The sequence below is a fragment of the Prevotella sp. 10(H) genome (assembly GCF_000711235.1).
Taxonomy (GTDB): Bacteria; Bacteroidota; Bacteroidia; order Bacteroidales; family Dysgonomonadaceae; genus Dysgonomonas.
This window is the reverse complement of record NZ_JOMI01000004.1, coordinates 321,852-334,056: the sequence shown is the minus strand read 5'-3', so window position 1 is coordinate 334,056 and position 12,205 is coordinate 321,852. Positions and strand designations below refer to the sequence as shown.

General features: G+C 40.7%; 9 protein-coding genes and 1 tRNA gene. 8 read left to right on the top strand and 2 right to left on the bottom strand.

Translation table 11 applies throughout. From position 1 onward, the window contains the following. Positions 1-139: 139 nt before the first annotated feature. The 3 genes from K348_RS0110555 to kdsB all read left to right on the top strand — a co-directional run bounded on the left by K348_RS0110555 (position 140) and on the right by kdsB (position 2,322). Entirely contained in the window at positions 140-547 is a 408-nt protein-coding gene (locus tag K348_RS0110555; RefSeq protein WP_029904933.1) for a hypothetical protein, read from the top strand. A 97-nt stretch (positions 548-644) separates the two neighbouring features. Beyond that, positions 645-1,223 (top strand): helix-turn-helix domain-containing protein, encoded by a 579-nt coding sequence (locus tag K348_RS0110550; RefSeq protein ID WP_029904932.1) that lies wholly within the window; start codon positions 645-647, stop codon positions 1,221-1,223. Positions 1,224-1,569: 346 nt separating this feature from the next. Then, entirely contained in the window at positions 1,570-2,322 is a 753-nt protein-coding gene (gene kdsB / locus K348_RS0110545; RefSeq protein ID WP_029904931.1) for a 3-deoxy-manno-octulosonate cytidylyltransferase, read from the top strand. 1 nt (position 2,323) lies between these two features. Here kdsB and K348_RS0110540 read toward each other — a convergent pair whose 3' ends face one another. Next, complete coding sequence (locus K348_RS0110540) at positions 2,324-3,223, bottom strand: SMP-30/gluconolactonase/LRE family protein (RefSeq protein WP_029904930.1); 900 nt, start codon at positions 3,221-3,223, stop codon at positions 2,324-2,326. 113 nt (positions 3,224-3,336) lie between these two features. Here K348_RS0110540 and K348_RS0110535 point away from each other — a divergent pair, with 113 nt between their 5' ends. From K348_RS0110535 to K348_RS0110525, 3 genes are all read left to right on the top strand, one after another. After that, complete coding sequence (locus K348_RS0110535; protein WP_029904929.1) at positions 3,337-4,227, top strand: aldo/keto reductase; 891 nt, start codon at positions 3,337-3,339, stop codon at positions 4,225-4,227. 109 nt (positions 4,228-4,336) lie between these two features. Beyond that, positions 4,337-4,978, top strand: coding sequence for a TetR/AcrR family transcriptional regulator (locus K348_RS0110530; RefSeq protein ID WP_029904928.1), 642 nt, complete (start codon positions 4,337-4,339; stop codon positions 4,976-4,978). Positions 4,979-4,990: 12 nt separating this feature from the next. Next, positions 4,991-9,238, top strand: coding sequence for an acyl-CoA dehydratase activase (locus tag K348_RS0110525; protein WP_029904927.1), 4,248 nt, complete (start codon positions 4,991-4,993; stop codon positions 9,236-9,238). Between the two features lie 90 nt (positions 9,239-9,328). Here the strand turns inward: K348_RS0110525 and K348_RS0110520 are convergent, their stop codons facing one another. After that, positions 9,329-9,961, bottom strand: a complete 633-nt coding sequence (locus K348_RS0110520) for a biopolymer transporter ExbD (RefSeq protein WP_029904926.1) — start codon at positions 9,959-9,961, stop codon at positions 9,329-9,331. A 217-nt stretch (positions 9,962-10,178) separates the two neighbouring features. Here K348_RS0110520 and K348_RS0110515 point away from each other — a divergent pair, with 217 nt between their 5' ends. Beyond that, complete coding sequence (locus K348_RS0110515; protein WP_029904925.1) at positions 10,179-12,002, top strand: LTA synthase family protein; 1,824 nt, start codon at positions 10,179-10,181, stop codon at positions 12,000-12,002. A 71-nt stretch (positions 12,003-12,073) separates the two neighbouring features. After that, positions 12,074-12,145: transfer RNA gene (locus K348_RS0110510), tRNA-Arg, on the top strand. Positions 12,146-12,205 lie beyond the last annotated feature (60 nt).

Genomic DNA, 12,205 nt, shown 5'->3' with positions numbered 1-12,205 from the left:
TTTTAAATAACTATTAAAAGCAAAATTCCATTCAAAACAACTTTAGCTCTCTTTTTCGAACCTTTTCTTTACAGCCGATGTTAATGAATATTATCAAGGATCTTCCCCAATACATAGTAATCTTATTAAAACTTTAGTTATGAAGAAGAATATACTTTTTATCCTCATTGTGGCATTCATATTTACACTCAATTCATGCAGCAGTGATACCAATAATAATCCACCGATGACAGGAGCAACGGTCTACGTTACCGTAAAGGATTCCCAAGGCGCCTATCAGGTCAATAAATCAGTCTATCTCTATGTAGATCGGAATGTTGCGGATGATATCACGCCGGAAAGTGCAAAATGGAATATGGCAACAAATGCAGAGGGTGCGGCAGAATTCATTCTCGATTTTTCCAAATTGGGCATTACTGATTCCGAGACCCCCATCTTTTTTGCCTTTTTCTATACTGTCGACAACCAGTTATTATCTGTGAGAAGTGAGGGTATGACTCTTACAGACCTTGAGCTAAAGAATATAGAACTGATTATCCCTCTTTGATCTTATTCGCCACCCGTATCGGCTTTATATTTTCTACTATTTTATATGGTTTATTATCATATTTTTGTACCTTGCAGTGAGTTAATTAGATATATCGATGAAAACAAACAAGAAAGTAGGGGAGAGAATACGGGAAATCCGCGAATCCGAATCTATCAGTACAGCCGAATTGGCAGAACGCTCGGGTTTGGATGAAAATCAGATAAATGCCATTGAAGAAACCGGAGCTATCCCATCATTGTCATCCCTCGTAAAAATAGCCCGCCTGTTAGGAGTCAGACTTAATGCCCTTTACGACCAGTCTGATGAACACGGCCCTGTGATTTCGCGCAAAGACAAATATGAAGAGAATATTTGTTCCCTGAATAAGAAGAGCAATCCGCACCGTAATATGGCTTATTATTCCCTTTCTTCTGCAAAGCAAGGATGTAATATGGAACCTTTCATCATCCATATTAATCCTACGCCGAAGGGGGTTGATTTCGTATTATCCACACACGAAGGAGAAGAATTTATCTATTGCATTGAAGGAGTTTTAGAAATTAAGTATGGCAAAGAAACTTATATCCTTGAAGAAGGAGACAGCATCTATTATGATTCGATAATCCCGCATCATTTACATGCAGCAGGCGAGAATGGAGCGAAAATATTAGCTGTAGTATATACTCCCAATTAGGGATTTTTGTATACGTATTTTAACTATATATTGTTAAAAAGTAACGAAAGTAACGTTTTTTTCAGTTATCAGTCAGCAGTTATCAGTTAGCAATCTCGCAAAGGCACCAAGTCGCAAAAAGTAACAAAAGTAACAGAAATCAATTAGTAATTAACAATGAGCAATTAATATTACCGTAACTCGTAACTGCCCACAGGGCGAAGTAACTTGTAACTACTATATCATTTGGCTTCGCCGATTTTCAATTCAAAGAACTATTTGCTAAAACAAATATCTCAGCTAAATATAGATAAACTTTCCCCGCTTTATTTATAAATTTGCAACCTGATTCTAAAAGAAATCCGTTATGAACTTTATAGCCATTATTCCCGCCCGTTATGCCTCTACCCGTTTTCCGGGCAAGCCGCTTGCCGATATGGCGGGCAAACCGATGATCCAGCGTGTTTATGAACAGGTAAAGAAAGCTGTCGATGAGGTATGGGTGGCAACCGACGATTCCCGCATTTTCGATACAGTCGAGTCTTTCGGCGGAAAGGCTGTAATGACATCGCCCGACCATAAGAGCGGAACCGACCGTATACAGGAGGCTTATAATAAAATTGGTAGTACTTTCGATGTAATAATAAATGTACAGGGCGATGAGCCTTTTATTCGTCCGGAACAGATAGAAACATTGAGAAACTGTTTTGATAGTAAGTCTGTCGAACTGGCAACACTGGTAAAACCTTTCAGGAAAGAAGACGGATTCGATGTCTTGTTCAATTCCAATTCACCGAAAGTTGTTATCAATAAAAAAGATGAGGCCATATATTTCAGCCGTTCCATTATTCCGTATATTCGCGATGCACATCATACCGAATGGCTCGATAAACATACTTTCTACAAGCATATAGGCATGTATGCTTACCGTACAGATGTGCTGAATGAAATCACACAACTTCCGCAATCCTCTTTGGAAAAAGCCGAATCGTTGGAGCAACTCCGCTGGATTGAAAACGGCTATCGTATACGCGTAGGTTATACCGATGTGGAAACTATCGGCATCGATACGCCCGAAGATATGGAGAAGGCCTTGGCATTTCTTCGGAATATCAATTGAGTTATCTCACTCCTTTTACATTCATTTTTATACTGTAGAGATTTTCAGAGGCGGTTATAAATAAGGTCTTCATATCCCTTCCTCCGAAGCAGACATTTGCTGTCCAGCCTGCATCTACAGGAATATGTTCTATTTTTTCTCCCTGCGGATTGAAAACAGTTACCCCTTTTCCCGTGAGGTAGATATTTCCTTTACTGTCTATTGTCATTCCGTCAGAGCCTAAGGACGTGAAAAGGCTTTTGTTCCATAAAGAGCCGTCGGGAAGAATAGCATATACATATGTTTTATTCGCTCCTATATCTGCAACATATAAACGCTTCCCGTCGGGAGTGCCGATTATCCCGTTAGGCTGCACAAGGTCAGTTGCGACTTTTACAAGTGTTTTCCTATCAGGTGAAAGATAATAGACATACTGTCCTGCCTGTTGCATTTCAGGGCTTCGCGTCCAGTAATCTCGCTTATATAAAGGGTCGGTGAAATAAATGCCACCTTTCGGATGCACCCACAAATCATTCGGTCCGTTCAGTTTCTTTCCTTCAAAATCCGTAATCAGAACGGTGTGATTGCCGTCCTGTTCGATACTCCAGAGTTCGTTATCCATATCAGAGCACGAAAGCAGATTCCCGTCTTTATCAAAGTAAAGCCCATTTGCCCGTCCCGTGTTTTCCATAAATGTAGTCAGTTTACCGTCTGTCGACCATTTCAGTATTTTATCATTCGGCTGGTCGGTAAAATATATATTTCCCTTTTTGTCAACGGCAGGTCCTTCGGTAAAACTAAAACCGTCGGCGAGTTTTTCTACTTTTGCTCCCGGTGCGATGATGCTTGTTTGTTTTTGCCCGAAAGCTGAAAATGATGAAAGAAATAGGAGGGCGAGGGGTAAAATGATATTTCTTATCATGAGTGATAATAGTTTATAATGGATGTACTGATAGATTATTTTTGCAATTAAGTCATTTTTTTTGAGATAATTACTATATTGCATCAATCAAAATAATCTAATAACCGGAACAAATGAACAGGCGTAAATTTATCAAGGCAGGGATTGCCGGAGTAGCAGGCTTGACGCTCAGCAGGTCTAAAGCCATAGCGGGTATGAAATACCGTTTTCTAAACGATGCAACAATTGATACTGTAAAACTCGGGGAAACCGGATTGTCGATATCCCGTATCGGCATGGGCACGGGCACAATCGGCTATAATCACGGCTCGAATCAGACACGCCTAGGGATGGATAATTTTGTAAAAATGGCACGCCATGCATATGACAGGGGCATACGCTATTTCGATATGGCCGAATCCTACGGTTCACATACCTATGTAGGGAATGCCATAAAAGGACTGCCCCGCGAGAATATAACATTGAATACGAAGATATGGACGCATCCTAACGGTTCGGATAAGATAGAGCCTGTAGAAAAGATGCTCGACCGTTTCCGTACCGACCTCGGCACAGATTATATCGATATCCTGCTGATGCACTGTCTCATGGAAGCTAACTGGACAGAATCCCGCAAATATTATATAGACGCGCTTTCGAAGGCAAAACAAGACGGCATAATAAAATCAGTCGGGGTGTCGTGCCACAACTGGGATGCCATGGCCGAAGCTGCCGAGAACCCGTGGGTGGATGTTATTCTTGCCCGTATCAATCCGTTCGGCACACATATGGACGGTACTACCGAGGCTGTGAACGAACTTCTGGGCAAAGCGCGGAAGAACGGTAAAGGAATTATAGGAATGAAAATATTCGGCGAAGGTAAAAATTCCAGTGAGCAAGAGCGCGAACAATCCCTTAAATTTGCCATAAAAGAATCGAATGTACATTGTATGACAATCGGCCTGGAGTCTGTTGCTCAGGTAGATGACCTTGTGGATAGGGCAAGTAGGATTGTGAAAAGCTGAATTTTAATATATCAAAAAGAATCTTTTAAAATTATTATTTATTGAATTAAACACTTGTTTAGTTCAATAATCTTTTCTATTTTTGCAGCTAAACAATCGTTTAGAACACATGTTTAATAATGAAGATTCGTCAGAAGTAAGAAACCGCATTCTGAAAGAAGCCCAGATTCTTTTTCTCAAAAATGGTTATAAAGGCACCAGTGTCAGGGATATAGCCAAGGCATCGGGTACCAATGTAGCAATGGTGAATTACTATTTCAAATCGAAATATAACCTGTTTGAAATTATATTCGAAGAAGCATTGGATATATTTACGAAGAGGATATTCGAGACAATTAATTCCGACCTGCCGTTTTTTGAATTGATAGAAAACTGGATACATACCTATTACGAACTCTTGTTCCAGTATCCGCAGATTGCCGCCTTTATACTGAATGAAGTCAGCCTGAATCCGGAGGGTCTTACCCAACGCATAAAGAAACGCAATCCCTATAATTCTTTCAGTAGGATCGAGCAACGTATAGAGGAAGAAGTTAAAAAAGGTACAATACGGGAAACACCTGCCGCCGATTTCCTACTCAATATGCTGTCGATGTGCATGTTCCCTTTCATATTCGGCAATATGGCTATGACGCTTATGGAAATTCCTTCGAATATCTATAACGAACTGATAGCCAATCACGAAAGATACGTAATAGAATTCACAATAAACGCGCTCAGACCTTGCAATAACGAATTAAAGAAAAAATAAACTACATACACGATGAATAATAAACAACAATATAAAATGGGTATCGACGTAGGGTCGACAACTGTGAAGATTGTAGTTTTAGACAACAACCTGCAGATTATACACAAATCGTATTGCCGCCATCAGGCCAATATACAGCAGACACTTGTTGCCGAGTTGCAAAAGGTGGCCGGCTTGTATCCCGATACGGAATTCAATATTAATATTTCCGGTTCGGCGGGTATGGGTATCGGTGAGCGCGTGGGCATTCCTTTTGTACAGGAGGTTGTTGCTGCTGTCGAGGTGGTTAAGAATGTTTACCCGGCTGCGCATACACTTATCGATTTGGGAGGCGAAGACGCCAAAATGGTTTTCTTCAGTGAAGGACGTCACCCCGATATACGTATGAACGGTAGTTGTGCGGGTGGTACTGGTGCTTTCATCGATCAGATGGCCAGTCTGATGAATATATCTTTAAATGAACTAGGAGAAAAGGCTCTCGGTTACGATAAAATATATCCAATAGCATCCCGTTGCGGTGTATTTGCCAAAACGGATGTGCAGAACCTGATCAGCCGTAATATCCCTGTTTCGGATATATCAGCTTCTATCCTGCACGCAGTAGCTTTACAGTCGGTGACTACTTTATCGCGGGGCTGTGATGTAGTTCCTAAGGTGATATGTATCGGCGGCCCGTTGACGTTTATTCCGGCTCTGCGCCATGCTTTCCGCGATGTGCTCAAGATAGCGGATGCGGATATGATTGTACCGGAAAACGGCGAATATTTTCCTGCATGGGGTGCTGCCCATTATAAAGGAGAAGATGTGAAAAACTTCGACCTGACGGACCTTATTGCAAAATTAGGAGAATCAACCTCTTCCAATCATAGCGAGGCATTGCCTGCTTTATTCAAAGATGAACTTGAATATATTGAATGGGATGCCAACCGTAATGTGAAGCAATTGCAGTTTAAGGCGCTCGGTGAAGATAAATATGTAGAATGTTTCCTTGGCATCGACTCCGGCTCTACTACTTCTAAGATAGTGGTGATGGATACCGATGCGAATATTATTTACAAATTCTATGGAAACAATGAAGGCAATCCGCTCAAAAAAGTAATGGAGGGATTAGACCTGTTCTATAAAGAAGCAGAAGAAAAAGGAGTAACGGTAAAATTCCTTTCATCGGCTGCTACCGGATATGGTGAAGACCTGATGAAATCCGCTTTAGGGCTCGATTACGGTATTGTGGAAACCATTGCTCACCTTTCGGGTGCTCAGTATGTTGACCCGAATGTATCATTTGTATTAGACATTGGCGGGCAGGATATTAAATCTATATTTATCAGCAACGGGCTGATATCCAATATCGAACTGAATGAAGCCTGCTCGGCCGGTTGCGGTTCGTTCCTGCAGAATTTTGCCACGACAATGAACATGGAACTGGCAGACTTTACCCGTGCTGCCTGCCTTGCAAAATATCCGAGTGATCTGGGTTCGCGTTGTACCGTGTTTATGAATTCTAAGGTAAAGCAATCGCTTCGTGAGAATGCCGGGAATGACGATATTGCAGCGGGATTAGCTTATTCGGTAGTGAAGAACTGCCTGTTCAAAGTACTGAAAATATCTAATCTGAATTTGTTGGGTGACCATATTGTGGTTCAGGGTGGTACATTCCGTAACGATGCTGTTTACCGTGCACTGGAAATGCTGTCGGGGAAGACAGTAAGTTCTACTGACCATCCCGAACTTATGGGTGCTCTGGGCGCTGCGCTTTATTCTCAACGTTTGTGGGAAAAGGGTAAAAATGATACGTCTTTTGCCGGACAGGAAGCCTTGTTTGATGTTAGTACTATCGATTCTAAAGAGCTTACCTGTAAAGGCTGCACCAATCTTTGTTCGGTGCTCCGCTTCAAATTCAATAACGGCAATATCAGCTATGCGGGAAATAAATGCGAAAAGGTATTTTACAATAAAAATGTAGCCCGTAAAGAGGGCTATAACGCATTCGACCGGAAGAATGAAATACTTTTCAGTCGTCCTGTAAATGCAGAAAATATAGAGCGCGGGCGTACTATCGGTATTCCGCGTGTACTGAATATGTTCGACAATTATCCGTTCTGGCATACGCTGTTGTCGGAATGCGGATTCAATGTGCGTTTGTCACCCGAATCGACTTTTCCTCTCTATCAGAAAGGGGTAGGCGGGGTGATGTCGGATAATATATGTTTCCCTGCCAAGCTGGTGCACGGGCATATTTTGGCATTGATAGAGCAGAAAGTAGACCGGATATTTTATCCGATTGTACCCAAAGAAGAAAAAGAGTTCGGGCAGGCGTCCAACTCATTTAACTGTCCTGTTGTCAGCGGTTATCCCGATGTAATAGAAAGTTCGATAGACCCTCAGTGCAGGCACGGTATTCCGTTCGATAAGCCTGTTGTTACTTTCAGCAGTGATAAGGCTTTATTTAAAGGATGCTTCAATTATCTTTCAGGCATAGGTGTTTCCAAATCGGTATTTGAAAAGGCTTTCCAAAAAGCATTGGTAGTAAAGAACGGATTGAGGAAAGACCTTTATGATTTCCAGAAAGAAATGCTGGATAAGGCTGTCGAAAGCGGTGAACTATTATTTATTGTTGCCGGACGCCCTTACCATACTGACCCGCTGATTCATCAGAAAGTTGGTCAGATTCTTTCCGATTTAGGTGTAACAGTTCTCACCGACGATGTGTTCCGTAAGCCGGAAAGCCACGGTTTCGGCAAGCTGAATATCGTTTCGCAATGGTCTTATCCTAACCGCGTGGTACAGGCTGCTATGGAAGTAGCTAAGCTTCCACAGAATATACAACTGATACAACTTAACTCTTTCGGTTGCGGGCCCGATTCGTTCTTTATGGATGAAACGCGCGACATACTAAAAGCGGTTGGCAAAAATATAACGGTGCTGCGTATCGATGAGATTGCCAGTCCGGGTTCTATCCGTCTACGTTTGCGTTCATTGGTGGAATCGCTGAAAGCCGTGAAGTTATTGGACGTAGAGACATCGGCTCAGTATAACGGTTATTCTGTTCCGTATAAGAAAGCAAAAGACGCTAATAAGACGATTCTGATTCCGTGGCTTTGCGACTTTATATCTCCTTTTGCACCTGCTTTGGGTGAATTATTAGGTCTGAAAGTAGAGAACTTACCAAAGTCGAATAAACTGTCTGCCGACCTCGGATTGATGTACGGGAACAATGAAGTTTGCTATCCGTCTACACTGGTACTCGGTGATATAATCAGCGCTTTACAGTCAGGAAATTATGATGTCAAAGATGTAGTATTGGCTATTACGCAAACAGGCGGTCAATGCCGTGCCACAAACTATATAGCCCAGATAAAAATGGGGTTACAGAATGCCGGATTTAATGATATTCCGGTCATTGCCCTTAGTTCGGGAGATACATACCAGAACGGGGAAAGTGAGTTCAACCTCGAGTGGAAGAAGATAGCGAAGCTGGCTATTCCGCTGGTATTGTATGGTGACGGATTGCAACAGATGCATAGCGCTATTTCGGTACGCGAGAAGAAAGAAGGGGCTTCGAAAGAAGTATTCGATTTCTATATAGAGCGTGGTATAGACGCGGTGCGTGCAAAGGATGTAAAGACTTTATTCCGCTTACTGAAAGAGGCTGTCGAAGATTTCAATAATGTACCAATTTATAACAGGGAATTCTCTAAAGTCGGGTTGATAGGCGAAATTTTTGTGAAGTATAACAATTACGCTCAGGCAAATATTACGGAATGGTTACGCTCAAGGAATGTAGAAGTTTCTACTCCGCCATTACTCGACTTCCTTACCCAGTTTTTCGTAAACAGTAAGGTGAATGTTGAAAACGGACTGGCTGAAGAATCTATTTTCTCCAAGACATTGAAGCCTGTTATCTGGTGGTATATCAATGGTAAGGTGAAGAAAGCCGAAAAGATACTGAGCAAGTTCAAATTCTACGAAGCATCTGAATCTATTTATGCAAAAGCTGATGCTGCATCCGAGGTGTTAAGCCTTTCTAACCAGTTCGGCGAAGGCTGGCTGATACCGGGCGAGATTGCCCACTATGCCCGTAAAGGAGTCAACAAAGTAGTTTGCCTGCAACCGTTCGGTTGTATTGCCAATCATATTGTTGCAAAAGGTGTTGAGAAACGTATGAAAGAGATTTATCCGAATATGAATATCCTGTATCTGGATATCGACGGAGGTATTGCGGAAGTAAATCTACAGAATCGCCTTCATTTTATGATATAATAAAATTGACCTACGGATAGAAAAGGCATGGCTTATCATTTAGTAAGCCATGCCTTTTACAATTATGTATAAGAGTGAGAAGATTGTTTCTTATTCAGGTCTTTGAGCCATTGCAGTCAGTGCACCATTTTGTTTAAGGTTGTCCATCAGGAACTTATCGCCTTCCTGCAAGTCTACTATAGAGTATTTATCCACGCCGCATATCTGCATTTCGTCAAGTGCATCTACAAGGTTTTTGTAATTGGAATCTTTGGTGGCTTTGATAACTACATTCAGCCCTTCATCAGACTTTTTAGCTTCGGATATAAGCTGCTTTAATGCGTTTTCATTTATTTCTTTTCTGTAATATTTTTGTTTTAATGCTTTAATCTTAGAAGCCACTATATTGTTACGTTCAAGAAGCATTGCTCTTAATCCGGTTTGGTCGGTTTCTTTTAGTGATGTATAATCATCATAGTCAGCAACTCCTGCATAATAATATACTTTGTCATCTTCACCAAGAATTACAGTAACAGATTTTGATCCCGGGATTTTAATTTCTCCACTACTTGCCGGCATTGCAAGGTCCATAACCTGTGGTATACTCAGCGTGGTACAGAACATAAAGAATGTGATAAGCAACATATTCATATCCACCATTGGAGTAAAATCCACTCTTAATGTTTTTCTGCTCGGTTTACCTTTCTTTCCGTCGTTGCCGTTATTAGTATCTATACTAGCCATGATATTATTATTTTAAGGGTTAAACTTCCTTTTTACACTTAATAGAGGTATTATATGTTGAAATTCCATAAAAGAATCTTAATTTTTTTAGATATATCTTATCTTTGTAATATGTAAGCAGTCAAAAACATCAATTAAGGGAAATCTGACGTGCAGTTACATATATTAAGTATTATTATCCGCGGTTAGTTTCCCGATAATAAATATACTTTCTCCGATGAAACAAAGAATATTCCTACTTATTACCATATTCCTCTATTTTATACTTGTCTTTTGTATCGGGAAGATAGCTTTTCTGCTCTTGCATTCGGCAATGGGCGGTGGTATAACATCTTCCGATGCGTTACAGGCAATATATCATGGATTGCCACTCGATATGTCAATGAGCGGATATTTGACAGCCATTCCGGCTTTGATCCTTATTTCTTCAATCTGGCTTAAACCTAAGTTGATAGCTAAAATAATGAATGTTTATTTTGCTATTTTCCTGTCGCTGGTAGCCATAATAACGGTGGTCGATCTGGTGGTATATCCATATTGGGGTTTCCATTTCGATTCCTCGGTTTTTCTTTATCTGCAAAAGCCGAAGGAAACTTTTGCCAGTGCATCGGGACTTGAAATACTTTCGGGAATTTTGGCGTCTGCCGTATTTTTTGCAATTATCTATATTGGCTATATATTTATAATCAGGAAGCAAGTTCTTCATCTTACTGTACCCAAGGATATTTGGAAGACTTGTCTGGTTATGGTTTTGCTGACGGGCGCTTTGTTTTTGCCTATACGTGGCGGAGTAACCGTATCGACAATGAATGTAGGTAAGGCATACTTTAGCGATAATATGTTCTTGAATCATGCTGCTATTAATCCGCATTTCAATCTGATGTACTCTTTCTTCAAATCGGATAATTTCGCATCACAATATCAGTTTTATGATAAGGATGAGGCGATTGCATCTTTTGATAAACTGATGAGTCATCCGCACAATGATAGTATTCCGCAATTATTGAATACTTCCCGTCCTAACATAATATTATTTATTTTGGAAAGCTTTTCTTCGGTTGCAGCCTTAGATTCTGTTGTGGCTCCAAATATGACCCGCTTTGCAAAAGAAGGCATTTTATTCGATAATTTTTATGCAAACAGTTTTAGGACTGACAGGGGATTGGTGTCTATCTTAAGCGGCTATCCGGCCCATCCAACTGTTGCGATAATGAAATACCCGCAGAAAACGGAGAATCTGCCTACTATAACAAGGGAGTTAAAGCAAATAGGATACGAAAACCTATCATTTTATTATGGAGGTGATGCTGATTTCGCCAATATGCGGTCTTATTTTGTAGGGGCTTGCGGTATTAAAGATGTATTCTCAGATAAGGATTTTCCGTTGAGTGAACGGATGACAAAATGGGGTGCACCCGACAAATATCTTATAGACCGAGTGTATTATGATTTAACGGCTAAAGAGCAAAAAACGCCATTTATCAAAACTGTACTTACACTCAGTAGCCATGAGCCCTTTGATGTGCCGGTAGATAAATTTGAAGAGCCGTTTCTGAATGCCGTTTCTTACACAGACGAATGTTTGGGCGGTTTTGTTGATAAGCTGAAAACCGATTCTTCATTATGGAATAATACCCTGATCATATTTGTTGCCGACCACGCCATGCAGTCCTACCCCGGAGGATTGAATAACAGCGATCCGCAGCGATTCCGTATACCGATGATATGGCTGGGTGGAGCTGTCAAAGAACCGCGTGTAATATCCGATTATGGTTCGCAGAATGATCTGGCAGCAACATTATTATCTCAGATGAAACTGAAATACGAGGATTTCAGATTCAGTACGGACATGCTTAATCCCGATAGCCGTAAATTTGCTTTTTACTCTTATGTAAATGGTTTCTGTATGACCGATAGTACAGGTACAGTAACATATGATAATGATAAGCAGGAAATTATAAATCAAAATGGTAATCCGGAATTGGAGAAAGAAGCGAAAACATTTTTCCAGAATATGTATATCGATCTTGGCAACCGCTAAAGGTTTATGATTGTTTTTCAGAATTAGATCAAAAAGATAAGAATTATTTTATATTTTTGTGTCGCCTATATGGCCCTGTAGTTTAATGGATAAAATAAAGGATTCCGGTTCCTTAGCTGTGGGTTCGATTCCCGCCAGGGTCACAGAAATTATTTAGATGGTTTTAAGTTATTCGTTCGGATGCTTAAAACCATTTTTAGTTC

What these genes read in the sequence shown, in the direction of transcription:
- kdsB (WP_029904931.1), top strand. Translation starts at nt 1,570, where the DNA reads ATGAACTTTATAGCCATTATTCCCGCCCGTTATGCCTCTACCCGTTTT.
- K348_RS0110515 (WP_029904925.1), top strand. Translation starts at nt 10,179, where the DNA reads ATGAAACAAAGAATATTCCTACTTATTACCATATTCCTCTATTTTATA.
- K348_RS0110550 (WP_029904932.1), top strand. Translation starts at nt 645, where the DNA reads ATGAAAACAAACAAGAAAGTAGGGGAGAGAATACGGGAAATCCGCGAA.
- K348_RS0110540 (WP_029904930.1), bottom strand. Translation starts at nt 3,223, where the DNA reads ATGATAAGAAATATCATTTTACCCCTCGCCCTCCTATTTCTTTCATCA.
- K348_RS0110535 (WP_029904929.1), top strand. Translation starts at nt 3,337, where the DNA reads ATGAACAGGCGTAAATTTATCAAGGCAGGGATTGCCGGAGTAGCAGGC.
- K348_RS0110520 (WP_029904926.1), bottom strand. Translation starts at nt 9,961, where the DNA reads ATGGCTAGTATAGATACTAATAACGGCAACGACGGAAAGAAAGGTAAA.
- K348_RS0110525 (WP_029904927.1), top strand. Translation starts at nt 4,991, where the DNA reads ATGAATAATAAACAACAATATAAAATGGGTATCGACGTAGGGTCGACA.
- K348_RS0110530 (WP_029904928.1), top strand. Translation starts at nt 4,337, where the DNA reads ATGTTTAATAATGAAGATTCGTCAGAAGTAAGAAACCGCATTCTGAAA.
- K348_RS0110555 (WP_029904933.1), top strand. Translation starts at nt 140, where the DNA reads ATGAAGAAGAATATACTTTTTATCCTCATTGTGGCATTCATATTTACA.